This window comes from Novosphingobium sp. Gsoil 351, assembly GCF_009707465.1.
Taxonomy (GTDB): domain Bacteria; phylum Pseudomonadota; class Alphaproteobacteria; order Sphingomonadales; family Sphingomonadaceae; genus Novosphingobium.
The window spans coordinates 3,296,967-3,315,118 of record NZ_CP046120.1 but is presented as its reverse complement, the minus strand read 5'-3'; the positions used below and the strand labels follow the sequence as shown (position 1 = coordinate 3,315,118).

The 18,152-nt window shown below is 66.1% G+C and carries 17 protein-coding genes; 4 read left to right on the top strand and 13 right to left on the bottom strand.

The annotated features are described in order from the left end of the window. Positions 1–32: 32 nt before the first annotated feature. The 3 genes from GKE62_RS16010 to GKE62_RS16000 all read right to left on the bottom strand — a co-directional run bounded on the left by GKE62_RS16010 (position 33) and on the right by GKE62_RS16000 (position 3,568). Positions 33–1,046, bottom strand: coding sequence for an NADP-dependent oxidoreductase (locus tag GKE62_RS16010; protein WP_195908474.1), 1,014 nt, complete (start codon positions 1,044–1,046; stop codon positions 33–35). Positions 1,047–1,182: 136 nt separating this feature from the next. After that, a complete protein-coding gene (locus GKE62_RS16005) occupies positions 1,183–2,673 on the bottom strand; it encodes a class I adenylate-forming enzyme family protein (RefSeq protein ID WP_195908473.1) in 1,491 nt (496 codons plus the stop codon). 13 nt (positions 2,674–2,686) lie between these two features. After that, positions 2,687–3,568: an amidohydrolase family protein gene (locus tag GKE62_RS16000; RefSeq protein ID WP_195908472.1), complete on the bottom strand. Its 882-nt coding sequence runs from the start codon at positions 3,566–3,568 to the stop codon at positions 2,687–2,689. 144 nt (positions 3,569–3,712) lie between these two features. On the opposite strand from GKE62_RS16000, the gene GKE62_RS15995 reads away from it, so the two are divergent. From GKE62_RS15995 to GKE62_RS15980, 4 genes are all read left to right on the top strand, one after another. Further along, on the top strand, positions 3,713–5,950 hold the full coding sequence (locus GKE62_RS15995) for a TonB-dependent receptor (RefSeq protein WP_195908471.1): 2,238 nt from the start codon (positions 3,713–3,715) through the stop codon (positions 5,948–5,950). Beyond that, a complete protein-coding gene (locus GKE62_RS15990) occupies positions 5,950–6,768 on the top strand; it encodes an alpha/beta fold hydrolase (protein ID WP_154693095.1) in 819 nt (272 codons plus the stop codon). The genes GKE62_RS15995 and GKE62_RS15990 overlap by 1 nt, the downstream gene beginning before the upstream one ends. Beyond that, positions 6,768–7,394 (top strand): DUF1330 domain-containing protein, encoded by a 627-nt coding sequence (locus GKE62_RS15985; RefSeq protein WP_154693094.1) that lies wholly within the window; start codon positions 6,768–6,770, stop codon positions 7,392–7,394. The genes GKE62_RS15990 and GKE62_RS15985 overlap by 1 nt, the downstream gene beginning before the upstream one ends. Positions 7,395–7,468: 74 nt before the next feature. Then, positions 7,469–8,239 carry an IclR family transcriptional regulator gene (locus GKE62_RS15980; RefSeq protein WP_154693093.1) on the top strand — a complete coding sequence of 257 codons (771 nt, stop codon included), beginning with the start codon at positions 7,469–7,471 and terminating at the stop codon, positions 8,237–8,239. Here GKE62_RS15980 and GKE62_RS15975 read toward each other — a convergent pair. The 10 genes from GKE62_RS15975 to GKE62_RS15930 form a co-directional block, all read right to left on the bottom strand. Next, complete coding sequence (locus tag GKE62_RS15975) at positions 8,236–9,210, bottom strand: NAD(P)H-binding protein (protein ID WP_154693778.1); 975 nt, start codon at positions 9,208–9,210, stop codon at positions 8,236–8,238. The two genes, GKE62_RS15980 and GKE62_RS15975, sit on opposite strands and share 4 nt — an antisense overlap. A 300-nt stretch (positions 9,211–9,510) precedes the next feature. Then, complete coding sequence (locus GKE62_RS15970) at positions 9,511–9,933, bottom strand: STAS/SEC14 domain-containing protein (RefSeq protein WP_230206760.1); 423 nt, start codon at positions 9,931–9,933, stop codon at positions 9,511–9,513. A 42-nt stretch (positions 9,934–9,975) separates the two neighbouring features. Further along, entirely contained in the window at positions 9,976–10,374 is a 399-nt protein-coding gene (locus tag GKE62_RS15965) for an MgtC/SapB family protein (RefSeq protein WP_154693091.1), read from the bottom strand. Between the two features lie 54 nt (positions 10,375–10,428). Then, positions 10,429–11,220: a universal stress protein gene (locus GKE62_RS15960; RefSeq protein WP_154693090.1), complete on the bottom strand. Its 792-nt coding sequence runs from the start codon at positions 11,218–11,220 to the stop codon at positions 10,429–10,431. A 214-nt stretch (positions 11,221–11,434) separates the two neighbouring features. Further along, positions 11,435–13,810 carry a TonB-dependent receptor gene (locus GKE62_RS19495; protein WP_154693089.1) on the bottom strand — a complete coding sequence of 792 codons (2,376 nt, stop codon included), beginning with the start codon at positions 13,808–13,810 and terminating at the stop codon, positions 11,435–11,437. After that, on the bottom strand, positions 13,716–14,675 hold the full coding sequence (locus tag GKE62_RS15950) for a FecR domain-containing protein (RefSeq protein WP_230206759.1): 960 nt from the start codon (positions 14,673–14,675) through the stop codon (positions 13,716–13,718). The genes GKE62_RS19495 and GKE62_RS15950 overlap by 95 nt, the downstream gene beginning before the upstream one ends. After that, complete coding sequence (locus GKE62_RS15945) at positions 14,665–15,324, bottom strand: RNA polymerase sigma factor (RefSeq protein ID WP_230206758.1); 660 nt, start codon at positions 15,322–15,324, stop codon at positions 14,665–14,667. The genes GKE62_RS15950 and GKE62_RS15945 overlap by 11 nt, the downstream gene beginning before the upstream one ends. 40 nt (positions 15,325–15,364) lie before the next feature. After that, positions 15,365–16,378, bottom strand: a complete 1,014-nt coding sequence (locus GKE62_RS15940; RefSeq protein ID WP_154693088.1) for an endonuclease/exonuclease/phosphatase family protein — start codon at positions 16,376–16,378, stop codon at positions 15,365–15,367. Between the two features lie 61 nt (positions 16,379–16,439). After that, entirely contained in the window at positions 16,440–17,630 is a 1,191-nt protein-coding gene (locus GKE62_RS15935) for a glycosyltransferase (protein WP_154693087.1), read from the bottom strand. Continuing rightward, positions 17,617–18,144 (bottom strand): DUF2141 domain-containing protein, encoded by a 528-nt coding sequence (locus GKE62_RS15930; RefSeq protein ID WP_154693775.1) that lies wholly within the window; start codon positions 18,142–18,144, stop codon positions 17,617–17,619. The genes GKE62_RS15935 and GKE62_RS15930 overlap by 14 nt, the downstream gene beginning before the upstream one ends. Between the last annotated feature and the right edge of the window lie 8 nt (positions 18,145–18,152).

Sequence of the window (18,152 nt, the reverse complement as noted above, 5' to 3'; positions counted from 1 at the left end):
TTTCGTTTCGCGTAGTTTTCCCGCCCTTCGTTTTAGGGGCGCACGACCAGATTGCCGGTATGCTTGCCGTCGAGCAGCATCAGCAACGCTTCGGGAAAGTTGTCGATCGGTGTCACCACATGCTCGGGCAATTTCAGCTTGCCCGAACGGATGAGTTCGGAGATTTCGGCGACAGCCTCGGGAAACCGGGCGGCATGGTGGCTGACCACGAACCCCCGCATCGAGGCGTTCCGCTCGGCCAGACGCAAGTAGAGTTTGGGACCGCGCACGTCGTCGAGATGGCGATATTGCGAGATCGCGCCGCAAATCAAAACCCGTGCGCCGCCTGTCGGGCGCAAGTTATCCAGCGCGCTGTCGAGAATTTCGCCGCCGACATTGTCGAAGAAGACATCGATTCCGTCGGGCGCCAGTTCGGCGATGCGGCTCGCCACGTCATCTTGCTTGTAATCGATGGTCGCGTCGGCTCCGATGACCTCGGAAAGATAGGCGCATTTCTCGGGCCCGCCCGCGATACCGATGACGCGCGCCCCGCGCGCCTTGGCAAGCTGGACCACGCAGGAACCCACGGCCCCCGCAGCCCCCGACACGAGCACCACCTCCCCCGCCTGGGCTTCGCCGACCGCGACCAGCCCCACCCAGGCGGTCAGTCCCGTGGTGATGCCCAGCGGACCGATGTACGCGCGGGGATCGACCTGCGGCTCGGGGACGACCTTGGTGAGCTGGGATGCGGGCAACACCGCATGCGTTTGCGCAGCCAGCATGCCGTAGACCCAATCGCCCGCGACGAACTGCGGACTGTTGCTGACCAGCACTTGCCCGACCCCGAAGGCCTGCACGGTGCTGCCGAGGCGCCCGGTTTCGTGCATCCCCGGAGCGCTCAAGGTGGTCAGAATCCAGGCATCGACCGAAAGTGTGTCGACTCTGACGAGAACCTCGCCCGCGGCGACGCCTTCGATCGTCTCTTCACCGATTCCGAAGTCCGCAAGGGCGGGCGTGCCGTCGCCGTGCCGTTGGATAAACACGCGGCGGTTTTGCTGCTCGATCACTGCGTTCCCATCTGTTTTCGGCCAATCAGGCGTGAATTGACGGGGGCCATATTGGCGGGGGTTTTTGCCATCAACGGTCGAAACTGACAGTCCTCGATCTGGGCCAGCGTCGAGAGTCTTCCCAGCGCCGCCCTGCTCAGGCGACCAGTCTTGCGCGAAGCTCACCCTTCAGGATCTTGCCGCCCGCGTTGCGGGGAAGCTCGTCGACAAACGTCACCGAGCGGGGGATCTTGTACCCGGCCAGGCTTTCGCGACACGCTCCGAGCACGCGATCCCCGCTTTCCCCGCTCCGCGCCACGACGAAGGCGTGAACGCTCTCGCCCCATTCGGGGTCAGGGGCGCCGACGACGGCGACTTCGGAGACGCCGGGCAGCCGGGCGATGACCCGCTCGATTTCGCTGGGATAGACGTTCATTCCGCCGGTAATGATCATGTCCCGCTTGCGGTCGATGATCGAGATGAAGCCGTCCTCGTCGCGAACGGCCATGTCTCCAACGGTGACCCATCCTTCCACCATCGTCTCGGCGGTCGCTTCGGGCCGGTTCCAGTAGCCGTTGAACGACGTCGGGCCACGGCAGAACAATTCTCCGATTTCACCCGGGCCGGCTACCGTGCCATCGTCCCGGCGCAGCTCGATTTCCATGTGCGGGAACGGCACGCCGACGCTGCCCGGCTTGCGGAGGATGTCGCCGGGGCGGATGTCGGTAACGATGCCGGCCTCGGTCGAGCCGTACGTTTCGTGCAGCAGACCCTCGCCGAACTGCTCGACCGCGAACGCCTTGAGCGATTGCGCCAACGGCGCCGCATTGGAGATGATCGTGCGCAGGCCATGACCGCGGTGGCGCGCCAGCGCGTCCGGCGGCAGATCGCGCAAGCGCGCGAAATGCGTAGGGACCATGAAGACGCCAGTGACGTCGCCGCGGCAGATGCGCGCGAGGATCGCCTGAGGGTCCGACGAGGGAAACAGCGTGGTCGTGCCGCCGAAATGGAGCGCGGCACACGCGAACACGAAGCCCGCGCCGTGGCACATCGGGGCCAGCGCGAGGAAGTTGTCGCCTGGCCCAAAGCAGCGGTAATGCGCGGCCATGGCGGCGAAGGTCAGCACGCGCGAGCGGTGCGACAGGAGCACGCCCTTGGGCAGGCCGGTCGTCCCCGAGGTATAGGCAAGCGCGAACGGCGCGTGCTCGGGCGGCGGCGAACCGGCCGTCAGGTCCGAAGCGAAGCCCAGAAGCGCTTCATAGTCCGGTCCCAGGCGCAGCGCGGGAACGCTCAGGGGTTGCACGGCTTCGAGCAGATCGTCGCATTCGGGATGCGCCACGATCAAGCTGGGGGTGCAATCGGCCAGGATCGCGGCGAGTTCCGGCGCGGCCACCCGCGGGCTCAGCGTCGCGACGATCACCCCGATGTCCGCGAGACCGGCGATGAGTTCGACGTATTCGAGACAGTTAGGCGCCAGCACCACCACCCGGTCGCCCTGGCGCAAGCCAAAGCGGTCGCGCCCCAGATTTGCGACCTGGGCAATCCGTCGCACCAATTGCCGATAGGTCAACGCGTGAGCGCCGATCACGATCGCCGGCCGGTCGGGGGCGCACGCCGCGGCGCAGCGGATGCCGCGGGCGATGGTCAAGGGCTGCTGATCGTCAGGGCGCATCGGTCGAGGCCAGCCGGGCCGCCATCTTGGGAAACACGCGCAAGGCGTTGCCGCGCATGACCGCGGCATGCGACGCCGGGCGCAAGCGGTGCGCGGCCATCTCGGCGACGGCGCGGCGGGGATCGATCACCGGCCAGTCGGTGCCGAACAGGACTTTCTCGCTGCCGTATGTGTCCATGTAGTGGATCAAGGCTGCAGGCAGGTGCTTGGGCGCGTAGGCGTCGATCCCGATGAACATCCGCGCGTGCTTCCAGGCCATCGCGATCATTTCCTCGGCCCAAGGCGTGCCGACATGGATGCCGATCAGGGTGAGCTCGGGAAAGTCGATCGCGACCCGATCGAGCAGGATCGGGCGCGCCACCGAAGGCAGGCGCACATCTTCGCGATAGATCAGATTTTGGCCGACCTGGAGCATGAACGGTAGCTCGAGTTCGCAGCACTTGGCGTAGATCGGATACCATTGCGCCGCATCGGGCGGCAGCGAGAACCAGTGCGGATAGGCGTGGACGCCTACGAAGCCCAAGGCGGCGGCGTGCTCCAGATCCCGCAGTTGCGCCATGCCGCGAGTGGGGTCGGCCCCGGCAAGCCCGGAAAAGCGTGTGGGATGCCGGTCGCACCAGCGAGCGACGGTGTCATAGGGAATCTCGAAACTGCCGCGCCACCGGCGATCGCCCGCCCGGACCGCGATCAGCAGCGAATGCTCGACGCCCGCCTCGTCCATCAGGCGCACATAGGCGTCGCAATCGATCCCGCCGCGCATCGCGGCGGGCATGCGCACCTGATCCATGAACGCCGCATCGAACCCGGTCAGCCCCGCCGCGACTTCCTCGGGTCCGAACAGATTGACGACGATGTCGATGGCCTTGACCACAGAGTTCCCTTCTCCCGCCGCGAGTGGCTCTTAGGCCCAAATCACCTTGTTCACAAGTATGAACCTGTAATTCGCACTTGTGAACTGCAGATCGCTTTGCTATGGCCGTCTGACAGAAGGCGGAAGACCAGGGGAGAGGCGGCGATGATGAGGACGATCGCGTGGCGGGGTACGGTTTCGATCGCCGCTTTGGCCTCTTGCGTCCCGGCGCTCGCTCAGGAAACGGCCGACGAGCCCACCTCCGGCACGGAAATCGTGGTCACCGCGCAACGTCGCGCGGAAAGCGTCCAGGACGTGCCGATCTCGATCACCGCGCTGACCGGCGAGACGCTTACCCGCGCCGGGATCACCGATACCGAGAGCCTGTCGACGCTTACCCCCGGTCTGCTCGTCCAGCGTTCGGTCGTCGGCCAGATTCGCATCCGCGGCATCGGCAACGAAAACTATACGATCGCGGGCGACCCGGGCGTCGCGGTCCATTCGGACGGGGTCTACGTCGCCCGCGCCGCGGCGGGGCTGTTCGACCTCTACGACGTGGAACGGGTCGAGGTGCTGCGCGGTCCGCAAGGCACGCTGTATGGCCGCAACGCGACCGGGGGTGTGGTCAACGTGATCCCCAACCGGCCCGGCCCCGAATTCGCCGCGCGAATGAACGCCAGCTACGGCAACTACGACGCGTTGCGGATCGACGGAATGGTCAATGCGCCGTTGGGCGATGCCTTTGCGGTGCGCGTCGCCGGACTGCGCAATCGGCGCGACGGCTTTACCCGCAACACCAACGCCGCGGCGCAGGCGCGCAGCTTCGGGCGGCTCGACAGCAAGGACGTGTGGGCGGTTCGCGGCCAGATCGCCACCACCGGCAGCGGCCCGTTCGAGGCGCGCCTCACCGCCGAGTACAACCACGACGACAGCAACCTGCCCGCGTACAAGTACCTCAATCGTCCCACCGCGCTGCCCACGTCAGACTTCGGCGGCGGTGCGGCGGCGTTCACCAAGGACAATCTGCGTGTCGTCAACCAGGGGATCGAGCTTGCGATCCCTGGGACCAACCGCAGCGTCGGCAGCAACGCAGATGTCTTCAAGACCTTTCAGACCGGCCTCGCGCTTCATCTGTCGTACGATTTCGGTCCGGTCACGCTGTCGTCGATTTCCGGGTATCGCGACACCAAGTTCAACTACCTCGACGACGGCGACGGAGCGGACATCTTCTACGTCAACTACCTCCAGCAGGATGCGTCGAAGCAATACAGCCAGGAGTTGCAGCTCGCCGGGGGCGGCGGGCGGTTCGAGTGGCTGCTGGGCGCGTTCTATTTCCGCGAGACCGGCGACAGCTTCATCGCGCTTCCGTTCCCGTTCGGCGCCAACCTGCCGTTCTACATCACCATCGACGGTAGCGCGAAGACCCGCGCGCTGGCCGGGTACGGGGAGCTGCGCTTCGCCGCAACCGACCGGCTCAAGATCACGCTCGGCGGGCGCTACAGCTCCGAGCGCCGCAAGGCGCGCTATCGCTACGAGATCAACTTCGGCGCACCCTTCGTCGCCAACCCCGATCTCAAGGACACCTTCAACGCGTTCACCCCGCGCCTTGTGGTCAACTACGAGGCCAGCGACGACGTCAACCTCTACGCCTCGGCAACGCGCGGGTTCAAGTCGGGCGGCTTCAACCTGTTGGCGATCCAACCCGGCTTCGACCCGGAAAAGCTGTGGTCGTACGAAGCGGGGATCAAAACTACCTTCGCCGGCGGCCGCGGTTCGCTCAACGCCGACGTGTTCTACACCGACTACAAAGACGTTCAGGTCCAGCAGATCGTCAACCTGCAATCGGTGCTGACCAACGCCGCGGCAGCGACGATCAAGGGTGGCGAGATCGAGCTGGCCTATCGTCCGCTCGGCGGGTTCGAGGTGGGCGGCTCGCTCGCCTATCTCGACGCCACCTACGACAATTTCTGCACCGGCGACCCGACCCAGCCAGCCGCGCCGATCAGCGCGGGCTGCACCGCGGCCAACCCGATCGATCTTGCCGGAAACCGCTTTCCCCGCGCGCCCAAATGGACGCTGGCGGGCAACCTCGGCTATACCTTCGAGCTCGGCAACGCAGGCAGCCTCGCGCTGCGCGCCGACGCGCGCTATCAATCGCGCACGTTCTTCACCCAGTTCAACCGTCCACTGATCAGCCAGAAGGGTTATACCACGGTCAACGCCCGCGCCACCTGGACCAGCGATGACGAGCGTTTCACATTCGGTGCGTTCGTCAACAACCTGTTCGACAAGGACTACTTCACGGAAGTGCTCGAATCCGGCGCGTTCAACCCGCAGCTCGTGGGGCAGGCTTATGTCGCTCCGCCGCGGACTTATGGGGTGACCGCGGGCGTCAGCTTCTGATGGCGTGGCACTGGCTGAGCGACGGCGTTCCGCTGTGGTACGAGGACCACGGCGCGGGCCGTCCGCTGGTGCTGCTCCAGGGGCTGCAATTCCCCGCGGGATACTTTTGGCAGAAGAACCTCGCCGCGCTGGTCGAGGCCGGCAACCGCGTGATCGTGCTGGACCTGCGCGGCCAAGGTCTTTCGGGCAAGCCCTCGGGCGATCACTCGGTGGCGCGCAACGCCGCCGACCTAGCCGAATTTCTTGATGGCCGGGACATCACCGGCGCGATGCTGCTCGGCGTCGCATTCGGCGGGATCGTCGCGCTCGAATATCTGCGTAGCCACCCCGCGCATCGCCTCCGTGCGCTTGGCCTGTGCGAGATGAGCCCGCGGGTCATGTCGGACGAAGGCTGGGAGCATCCCACCTTCGGTGACTTTCCCCCGGAGGCCGCGCGCGGCTATGGCGCCGGGGTACGCGCCGATCGCGCGCTGCTCGACGGGTTCCTCGATGCCGCCTTCGCCGACCCGCTCGATCCTGCGATCAAGGCCGAGATGAAGGCGCAGATGTACCTGACCCCGACCGAGACCGTCGCCACGATCATCGACGACATGGTCGAGCCCGACTTCCGCGCCTTCCTGCCCGAGATCGCGCTGCCCACGCTGCTCGTCTATGGCCGGCGCAACAACCCGGTGATGCCCGGCCGTGTCGGCGCGTGGATGGCCGGGCGGATCCCCGCGGCCGAGCTGGTCGAGCTCGACGGTGGCGGGCACAGCGTGTTCTGGGAAGACCCCACGGGGTTCAACCGCGCGGTGGCCGATTTCGCGTCGCGGCACTGATGGACCCCTGCTTTCTCACGCTCAAGAGCGGCTGCGATGCGACCGCCTGGGCCGATCGGGCGGCCGCCCATCGGGGAACCGTGCTCGCGGCGGCGGACGCCGCCGAAGTCACCGTTCTCGAACCCGGCAGCCGGCACACCGGCCTCACGATCCTGCGCTTTGCCTTCCCTGAGGACCGGTCGGCGTTGTGGAGCGCCTGCGCCGATCTGATCGCGGCCGATCCGGCGCTGGTCGCCCTCGCCAGCAACGGGATCGCGTGGGAGGGCTGGCCAGGTAATTTCGTCCCGACCATCGCCACTGTCGAGGTGCCGGCCGCGGACACCGCACGCTGCTTCATGGTGATCGAGGGCACCGGGACCGACCAGGCGCGAATGGACCGCTATCGCGACATCATCCTGCCGATGATGCGCGAGCGCGGCGCCTACTACGTCGTCTTCGAGCTCGGTGGCGCGATCGAGGTGTGGGCGGGCGCGTGGGCCGAGGGGATCTTCGCGATCTCGCGCTGGCCCTCGCGCGCACATGCCGAGGACTTCTGGTTCAGCGAGCGGTATCAAGGCGAGGCGATCCCGATCCGCACCGGGGTCGGCCGTTTCGACGTCCAGATCGTCGACGGCGTAGCCGGATGAGCGGGCTCGATGGCACGCCCATCGGCGAGATTGAGACCTGACAGGATGCGCGCGGCGCAGTAACGCCAGCGGCGATGGCTCAGGATCTCGTCAAGTCAGCCGCGCGGGCGATCGAAATCCTCGAGCTGTTTGCCGCCCGTCGCCAACCGATGACCGCGACCCAGCTCGGCACCGCGCTCGGTTATCCGAAGTCTAGTATGAGCGGCTTAGTCAAGAGCTTGGTAAGCCAAGGGTACCTTTCCGCCAATGGCGTCGACCAGGCCTACTTTCCCACGCTCAAGCTGTCCCGGCTCGGCGAGTGGGTTCCGGGGGCGCTGCTCGGGTCGGAAACGCTGCTTCCGCTGCTGTCCCAGCTCCGCGATGCCACCGGCGAGACGGTAACGCTGACGATCGCCGCCGACCTCCACATGCGTTGCCTCCATGCGCTGATCGGCACCCACCCGATCGCGCTCCAGGTCGAGGAAGGCGTGAGCTTTCCGATGATCGGCACCGCCATCGGGACGATGTACCTGGCGACCCAGGAGCCGGCCCGCGTCGAAGCGATTTTCGAGCGCTGGGGCAGAGACCATGCCGATCAGCGCGAGGTTCTGAGCGAGATCGCCCTGGCGGTCGACAAGGCGCGAACCGTGGGCCACGCGACCGCGTTCGATATCGTCATTCCCGATACGGGCGCCATCGCCATGCCGCTGTGGACCCGCGGGTTCGGCGAGCCGATGATTCTGGCGGTTGCCGGACTGAACCGGCGCATCAGGGACCGCGAAGAGCAGATCGTGGCGCTGATGCAGGCGATCAACGACAGCGACAAGCGAAGCAGCCGCCAAGCCGCGACCCCGCGGGACCTCTAAAACACCGAGTGATCGCCGCGCTCGACTTCGGCTTCTCCGTTTATCAACCTGCGATAGAAGTCGAACAGGGTTTCGGCACCCGTCGACGGCGTGGCATCGGCGTCGTACTTTCCGGTCACGCTGTCCAGGACCAGCATCGACTCGGTCGCGTAGTAGCGTCCGATGCGCGCCAGTTCCGCCTTGTCCGCATACTTGGACGCCACGCGCCCGAGCAGGCCGAGAATTGCCAGAATGACGTCGAGCATTCTGACCGGCACCTGGCGAAAGCGGGGTTCCAGTCCCAGCAGCGAGAACAAGGCTTCGCCCTGTTCGCGCGGCGTGATCGCCTTGCCGGGTCCGCCGATCGGCAGAATCCGGTCGTGGCGGGTCGCATCGTCCAAGCAATCGGCGAGGTAGCAGCCAAGATCGTTGTCGCTGATGGGTTTGCACGCAGTCAGCCTTCCATCGCCAAACAACAGGAATGGCTTTCCCTGCCGCACACGATCGACCTGCCCGGACAGCGATTTGAAGAAGGCCGTCGGCCTGACGATCGAGAAGGTCAGTCCGGACCCGATGAGCGCCTGTTCGAAGGCGAGCTTCGCCCTTTGGAATTCCAGGCGGGGCTTTTGGACGCAGATGGCCGAGAGCAGGACCATGTGGGGAATGCGAGCTTGCTGGGCGGCCGCCAATGCCCCGATGTGCGCTTCATAGTCGATTGCCCAAGCGTCGCGGGGCCTGCCCGTGCGGGACGCAAGGCAGGAAATAATCGCGTCGAAGCGTTCGCCGCAAATTCCATCGCGGCCTAGCGACGCCGAACTGGTCGGATCGCCGACTCTGACAATCGCTCCCGCGGGCAAGGTGGTGCCCCCGGACGGACCGATCGTTCCGTTGCCACCCGCGCGCGCGCGGATCAGGCAAACAACATCCAGATTGCGCTGGACGAGCGCGCGCACGGTCGCCCTCCCGATCGTACCGGTCGCTCCCAGAACCAATACACGCCTGCGACTGGTCGTCTCTGCATCGACTTCGCCGCAAGCCGGCTGCTCCTTGATCTGTTCGCTTTGCGGAGAAGGGCCAGAGATGCTCACAGCCCAGGCTTAGCCCGAGAACGGGCGGACTCGCTATGCCAACCATCGACGACGATCGCGGCAGCACGTTGTGAAAAATGCGCCCGACGCGGATTAGGGTCTCAGGGGACCGGACCAGAAGGCAAAGCGGAAGGGCAACATCCGTCGCCGCACCTAAGCTCGCCGTTCTGCAAACAGACCTTCTCGCCTTGTCAGGTCCGGGCGCTAGGCCGCGCGGTCGATTTCGCCGACTGCCTGCTGCGCATCGCGAGCGGACGTTTCATCGCGGTGGAATGCCCATGCCATCGCTTCGGCGCGATGCTCAGGCTTGAAGATCCTGTAGCTGATGAGGGGTAGGATCGCGCTTTCCAGTCGCGTGGCCAGCCTGATCCACGCCTGGTCGGCAACCACGGCAACTCGGTCGAACGCGCGGAGAGCGCCAAAGAGCGGGAGCGCCCTTGCCGCGTAGGCTGCCAACGCAGACACCTCCAGACCTTTGATTTCGTGCGTTTCGATGAAGACGTCGACAGTGTTGAAGATGTTTAGCGCGAGTTCGAGCCGGTCCATTATCTGGCTCAGATCATCGCCCGTAACAGTCCCGCTCAGCGATACCGCGATGGCGTTGTCTGGTCCCGGAACGAACTTCATCATGGCAGTTTACCTTGGCAATAAAGCGTTTGAGGCGCCGAGCTAACCAGCTGGGTGAGGTAAGGTGTCCCACGCGGCATCGATCTTTGGCGTACCGGGTGGATGGCCGGTGAGAATTCCGCGAACGGCCTTGTCGACGCGTTCCAGCGCGGCGTCGCCACGCGAGGTTGCGCTGACGTTGTCGTCGCGACGCATGTCCGCCCGATAGCCGAGCAGGAGGGCGAGCAGCGCCCCGCTGGCGAGCAACACGAACAGCGCGTACCCTGCCCGGTCGAACTGGAGGCCGCTCAGCCCGCCGAGCAGGCCAAGGAGCGAAAGGGTGCGGATACCGGCCACGCGGCCGCCGGGTTCCTCGTCGCGCGACTGCCAGCCTCGCTCAGCGCCGACGAGCAGGCCGATGGCGAGCGCCAGCGCCAGCCCGAGGAGTTGGTCAAGGGTCATCGAGCCGGGGCCTCGCCGCGCCGGTTCGACACGGTCGCGCTGGGGTTTGAAGGATTAGGACGCTATCAGCAAGGGCACGCCCGAGCGTTCCAGCATCCGTCGCGTGACGCCGCCGAAGATCGCTTCGCGCAGCGGCGAGTGGCCGAACGCCCCCATGACGATCAAGCCCGCGCCGAATTTCCTCGCCTGGTCGAGCAGGACATCGCTCACCGGCTCTCCGCCGGGTGCGGAGCGAACCTCGGCGCGAACCCCGTGGCGAGAGCAATAGCTCGCCGCATCCGCGGGATCTCGCTCGACCTGGCCGACGGTTACGATCACCGCTTTACCCGCAAGCCGCAACAAAGGCATCGCTGCTCGCAGCGCGGCGTCGGCAGCATTCGACCCGTCCCAGGCAATCAGTGCGGTGCCAAACAGGTCGATGCGTTCCGCTGTCCGGGGCACTGCCAGGATCGGGCGACGCACTCTGCGGACGATATTCGCCGCCACATCGCCATACTTGGGTTCGCCCTTTGGCGCGTGCGTACCGACAACCACAAGGTCGTTGAGTCCGGCGCGATCGACGATGCAATCGGCGATCGGACCCGACGTTTCGAGCCACGTGTAGGGAACGCCCTCGACCTTGAGTCGCGGCTCAAGCTTGAGGCGGTTTTCCCGCTCGGCGGCCACGGCATCCTCCAGCAGGATCGCCTGGGTGTAGTTCGTCACGTAGTCGTCGTAGACGATCGGGGTTGCAGCCACATCGAGGCAGTTGAGATGACCCTCGACCGCCCGCGCGACGTCCAACGCGCATTGCAGCCTAGATTCCTGCCCGTCATCCGAATGCATGAGCACCATGATGTTCTTCATCGTTCGTCTCCCGTGAGCATGTGTGCGGGAGCTTGAACGGCGCCGAACCGGCGCTGCATCCGCAATGTTACGGTGTCCCCAAGACCTGTCCGTTGAGAACGGCGCTCCTTGTCCTTTGACAGCCAGCTAGCTGGATCGTCGAAACCCTGGCCAAGCGCACGAGATGAGGGTCCAAGCCGGCCACCGTGACCAGGGTTGCGAGTTTCCTCGATTGTCAGGGAAACTCCAGCAGCCTCACGCTAAGCGCAATCGAGCGAGGTTTCTGCGGAATGTATTGGCGAGAGGCAATCACTCTCAATGGATTGCCCAACGCGAACGTATTCGCCTCGAGTCCGAGCGGATTGGATGTGACGACGCCCAACGCCAAGCGGCCAAGCCGTGCACCGAGGAATAACCGTGTTTCCAGCAAGTTGCCAGCGCGACGATCGAGAACGGGATCGAAGCTCAGTCGGGCTGGTCCGAGGTAGCGCGCGTCCGCCTGCGCGCTGAAAGGGATAGGGCCAAGCATCCAATCGTGGCTCAGCGAACCACGCACGGTATAGCGCGGGACGACCGGCAGGCGGCGGTCATCGAGTTCGATCCCGAGATCGTTGCGGATCAGCAGCGCGCTCTGGAAGATCGCTCCGGCTTGAAGTCGCCAGCCAACGACCGGGCGAAAATCCACCGACGCCTCGGCGCCGACGATGCGCGCGCGCCCCGCGTCGACCGTTCCGACCAGGCCATCCGTGCCGAGAGCATCGGATTGCAGGTGATCCCAGTCGGAAAAATACCCACCAAGATCGAATTGTCCGCGCGATCCCAACATCTCGCGCCAGCCGGCCTCGATCGTGCGCAGTTCGTCGCCTTCGAGCACCATGGGCTGGGCGCTGCCCGCACCCAGCCCGCCTTGCCGGAACGCCGAACCGTAGCGCACGAAGAAGAGGCGTCCATCGCGCGGTTGCCATGACAGCGATGCGCTAGGAGTTACGTTCGTCCGGCGGCGATCGTCTAGTCCCGCGCTTGCCCGCCCGGCCCGCGTGAGTTCAGTGCTGCTGCGAAACAGGCGCCCGCCCACGGTTGCTTCGAGACCCTGCCCCAAGGGCATCGACATTTGTCCGAACAGCGCCGCGTCTGACGAATTGCGCTTCTCGGTGCCAAGCGAAATCGTCGCCGTGCTTGCGCGCGCGTTCAGCAGCAGATCGCGGCTTTGGGTCGCATCGAGATAGGCGGCCCCCGCAAGCCAACGCATGCCTCCCCATTGGCCGTCAAGCCGCGCTTCGTTGTCCCACACGCGGTACGACCGAGCATCGTTCAACCTTCCCGGGTCGGGCAGTCCGAAGCCTTGCGCGCCGACGGTTGCGTCGAGCTTGTCGGCTACGTCATGCCAGGTCATCGCGCTGGTCAGATGGATGCCGATCTGGCCACCGCGGCGTTCAACGCGGAGCGCGGCATGGCGCAGGTCGTTATCGTGGGGTTCGGGCAGTTGCGCCGGGCGCGCCCGCTCGGTCGGCGCGTAGACATACTGGGTATCGCGCGAATTGAGGAATTGGACGAAGCCCGTCGCGTCGGCCAGCCAGGCATCGCCCAGCGCGGTGCGCAGCGTCGCTCGTGCGCCCCACAAACGCGTCTCGTTGGCGTCGCGGCGGTCGCCGGTGTCGATCCAGCCAGGCTCGACCGCTCCGTAGCCCAATACCCGGAGCGCCATCCTGTCGCGGCGCAGGGGAAGGTTGACGACCGCGCTCGCGGAGCCGCCCAGCCCGCCGTGCCAGACGTTCTCGGCACCGGTCTCGGCGGCAAAGGAAGCCGAATCGAGGTCGGGACGACGGGTGCGGATCTGGTAGATCCCGCCGAGCGCTCCGGTGCCATAAAGCGATCCCTGCGGGCCTTTGAGCAATTCGACCCGCTCGACATCAACCAGCCGCACGTCGGGATCGGGCGCAGCGTAAGTCAACCGCGCCTCGTCGAGCAGGATCGCAACTGTCGATTGGCTGGCCCCATTGAACGGACTGTCCGCCACCCCCCGAACGAACATGCGGTTTCGCCCAGGACCCAACCCGGTCAGCGCCAAACCCTCGACGTTCGAGGCAAGCCATGTGCTGCCCAGCACCGCCTGCGCCAGGCCTCCGGATCGTTCGTCTGGGACAACGACCGCCACCGCGAACGGCGCGCTCGCGAGCGACTGTTCCTGTTTTGCCGCGGTCACCACGATCGGCGGCGCCTGCACTTCGGGCGCAAGCGCGCTTGGCGTCGGAGGGGGCGTCGGGCTGGGTCGGACGGCTTGCGCGCTTCGTTCGATCCGCCAAGCGGTCGACCCGACCTGGCGAGCGACTAGGCCCGCGGGGCCGAGCAGGCGACGCAGCGCTTCGGCTACGCCGATCGTCCCGCGAATTCGCTGGGTGCGAATTGCCGGAAGCGAGGTATTCGATCCGATCGAGACGCCCGCCTGTCTCGCCAGTTCAGCGATGGCCTGCGGCAGATCGCTTGCGGCAATGTCGAGCCTTGCGGCCTCCCTGGCCTCAACGTTCGGGCTGGCGCAGACGATAGCCGTCAGGGCGAGCGACGAGCGCAAGGCCCATGAGTTGGGAAAGATCGCGCGCTGCCTGCTTGCCATCGCCGATCATCAACGTCCCTGAAAAGCGCCTGTCGGCGACTGCCTTGTCGATCCCTATCGTGATCCCGGCATAGCGCGCCAGATCGTCCACAACCAGCCGCAGGGGGGCCTGTTCGTAAGTCAGTCGGCCCTTGCGCCAATCGCCCGCCGAGCCTGGCGCGAGCGCACTGACTTGCGCGGTGTGTGTCCGGCGATCGAGCGCCAGCGCGCGTCCGGCACGGAGCCGGATCGGCTTGTCGAGCGTTTCGGAAGCGACGCTCAGCGCGCCCTCGGTCACCGCTACGCGCAAACCATCGGCCGTGTTCCGCACGTCGAATGCAGTGCCGATGTCGCGAATTGTCTCGTCGCCGACCACAATCGCCAGATTGCGTGCGGGATCGTGGCGGATGTCGAACCACGCGCCTCCGGAGAGCTTCATGTCCGCCTGGGTTCGCCCAGCGATCTCCAACCGGCTCCTAGGTGCCAGGACGATGGTCGAGCCGTCGTTCAGTGCAAGCGTGCGCGCGCCCGCCTCGGTCGTATAGATTTGGGCCTCAGGCTGAGCAAAGCGCGGGACAGCCACTATCGCCACCGTCGCAGCAGCAACTGCCGCACCCGCCCACAGCGGCCAGCGACGGCGCGGCGCGAACGCAACCACGGTATCGGGGGCCTCGGGCCCCAACCGAGCGGCAAGGTCAGGGGCGTGATCCCGCAACAGCGCGTCGGTCAACGCGATTTCATTGTAAGCACTGGCATGTCGCGGATCCGCCTCCAGCCAGCTGGTGAAGGCGTCCCAGTCGAAGGCATCGCCTTCGCTTGCGGCGTGCCAGTCGGCGGCCACCAAGTGGATCGCGTCGTCGGCGGGGATCATCGCGTCATGGGCCATCGGGCCCTCCTCCCTCATCAGACGCCTGCGTGCCGAACAATCCGCAGTCAGCAAGCGCGGCGCGCAACTGCCGCATGGCAAGCGCGAGGTGCTTTTCAACCCCGCTGCGGCTGATCCCCATCGTGCGCGCGACTTCGCCCTGATCCAGGCCGTCGAACCGATAGAGCCGCAAGGCACGCTGGGCGCCTGGCGGGAGCGCGGCGATGGCCCGGGCCAGCACTTCGGCCTCTTCGCGCTTAACGAGCGTTTCGTCGGCAAGCGGGGCCGGGTCGGGCCGCTCGTCGATCGCCGCACCCTCGCCGGCCCAGGCGCGGTCGCGCGCCATCGCGCGGTGCTGGCTGCGGCGGCGGTCGAGCACGAGGTTGTTCGCCATGCGAAACAGATAGGCGCGGGCGTTGGCGACCGGGCCGGGTGCGCCAACCTCGAGCTTGAGCCACAATTCTTGGAGCACGTCTTCGGCTTCAGTCGCGTCGCCGCACCGCGCGGCGAGGAAGCGCAGCAGCTCGGCCCGGCTCGCGGCATAAACCGCCGCCAGTCCGCCTGCCGCAGCCCGATCTCCCTCCGCCAGCCGCATTGCCCGTTTCGCCCACGCCTCCGTCGTGTGGCGGCGGCGCTCGATCGAGCACGGCAGCGGCCACCGTTGCGGCATGGACCGGCATGGCTGCGGCTGTAAACCGCTTCGCATCGGCTCAGCCATGCCGATACCTGATTGCGTAGCCGAAATGGTCCGATAGAGGCGTGCCCCCGTCCGAGCCGAACGGGACCCACGCACCGCTGGGAGCGAGTCGCGTGCCGTTGCCGCCGATGGCCAACTCCCAATCCTTGGCGTGATCGAGCGCGCGAGTCGCGTCGTGATCGAGCACGGCCCCGTCCGCGCGCAGCGCGCGCAGGCCGTCACTGGCGTGGCCATCCAGCGCCGCAGCCAGGTCAGCCAAGCCAAGCTGACGAACAATGTCGCGACCGACGTTCAGATCGCCACTCAGCACCAGCGGCAGCGCAGAATTACGCCGCGTCGCGATGAAGTCGCGCAGCTCGTCGGCCTGAACGAGCCAAGCGCGATTTGCTCGGTCGTCGGACACCCCAGAAGCGTGGCGACTGTTCATGTGGGTGGTTGCCACCTCGACGTTGCCTCCGGGTATTTCCAATTCGGCGATCATCGCGCCCTTGGCCGCCAGGCAATCGAAGCCGGCACAGGCGTCGGCGGAGTAAGCCATGCGGCGAACCCGGACGATCGGGTAGTCGGACAGGATCATCAGTCCGCTGTCCTCCCATTTCCCGACACCTTCGCCTTTCATCCAAGATTCGCCCGCCTCGAGAGACCGCGCCGCGGTGCCGCGGGGAAGTGCCGCCGCCTCCCGTTCATGCTCGCCGGACCCGAATGCCGCGTAACGATAGCCCGATGTCGCGGCGATGGCCTTGGCATCTGGAGTGAAAGCCTCCTGGACGACCGCGACCCGCGGCGCCGTACCGACTTCGTGGAGATCGCGCAGCCGTTTGCCGATCGCCGCCAGTGCCGCCGAGCGGTCGCCGGCCACGAACCAGGGAAGCCCGTGGACATTGTAAGTCAGGACACTGAGGTCGCCCGAGGCCGACGGCAAGGCGGGGAGCGATCCGACAATCGGCGTAGCAGGCATGGCTCCGCCCGCGATCAGCGCCACGCCGAGCGCAAACGCCCAAACCAAACCGTTGCTCAGACGCGCCATCGACGACCCTCTATCTGTCGTCGTCAGACGCCGCCGCGGCTCCCGATCCGCAGGTCCACTGCTACGCCTTTCGCCGAACGATGCGAGGTCCGGCGTTGCGCGCAATAAGCCCGCTGTAGGTTCGAAAGAGTTCCGCGAAATGATCGTCCATCGAACGGACCGAGGGAGCCAGCGTCGTCGTCTTCAAACGTAGTGTTCCGGCATCGTTGGCCATGCAGGCGCGGATGGTTTGGGCAAGGCTGTCGGGACGGCCCGAGGCGTAAATGAAACCGGCGCCGCCTTCCGCCTGTTCCGCACCACCGCCACGGTCGGGAACGATCAGTGGCAGCCCGCTCGCCCGTGCTTCGCTGGCAACCATACAGAAGGTCTCGGATTCGCAGCCGTGGACCAGCGCATCGCTGCTGGCCATGATCCGAGCCAGCGCCACACGGTCGACGACAGGGCCGAGCAGGCGGACATGCGGATTGTTGCCGATCCGCGCGAGCACCGCGGCGCGGTCGCGCCCGTCTCCGATCAACACCAATCCGAGCGGATGGTCGATTCCGGCCGCCATCACCGCATCCACCACCATCGGCCAACGCTTCTCGGCGGCGAGGCGACCGACCCCGAGCAACAGCGTGGCCGACGGCGGCAGACTGCACTGGCGCAACAAGTCTTGCCGCAAATCCTCGTCACGCAGATCGGGCGAGAATACGCCCGGTTCGACTCCCATTGGGATCGTCCGTGCCTGGCGCAGCCCGCCGAGCTGCAACCGCCGGGTTAGTTCCCGCCCAGCGCAGACCACAAGGTCGAACGAATCATCAAGACACCGCAGATGGCCCCAGAAGCGCGACAGGCGGCGGTCGATCGTTTCGCGCCTGAACACCCCATCGAACCAGCGATACGCATATGTGGAAAGCGGATCGGCGTGCATCACCAGCGCGCGTGGTGCCGCGCCCGGCCAGCGCGCGACCATTGCCGCGCTCGACCACGGCGAGGAGGCTTCAACGAAGTCGGGCGACAGATCGTCGAGTGCGGCGTGCAGCGCTTTCTCGTCATGGAAATAGCAATAGCGCCCGTCCAGCGGAAAGCGGCGGCCGGGCACAGAGCGGATACCCGCCAAACCGAACGCCTCGTCGTGCCCTGGCTTGCCTGGCGCAAGCACGGTGACCTTTACCCCATGCCGCGCGGCCGCCTTGACCTTGCGATCGACGTAGGTCTTAACCCCACCGCCGTGCGGCGTGTAGAACGCGCAGACATCAACGACGTGCATTGCGGCGCTCCAGCGGGGCAAAGGACAACAGTCCCCGGCGATAGTTGATGACGATCGGGACTTGGGTAAGCCCGGTCCCTGCTACGACCGAACTAGCTGCCGCCTTGGGTTTGGACCAAGCCAGCCTCGGATTGCCGGCGAAACCGATCCCGTCGCCCGACAGGTTGAACTTGTGGTTGGCGTCACGGTCATGGAGCAGACTAACCGCGTAGCGTCCCGGTGCGGGAAGGCGCACGCACAGGACGGGCGTTCCCGCTGAAGCCACGGGCAATTCGACGCGACGAAAGGTCTTGCCTTGCGCGACGAGGATGCGGTCATCCTGAAGAAAATCGTTGTCGTTGGCCGGATAGACCTCGAGCTTGAGGTTTCCAGTACGATCCTTGAGCCCGAGCACGGACACCATCAGCGCGGGACCCGTCTCGCTCGTGCGACAGCGCCCCTCGGCCTTTCCGAGTTCCTGGTGTGGACCCGCGAAGGCCGCAGCCGGAAGCGCCAGCAAGAAGGCGCACGCCATCCCAACAC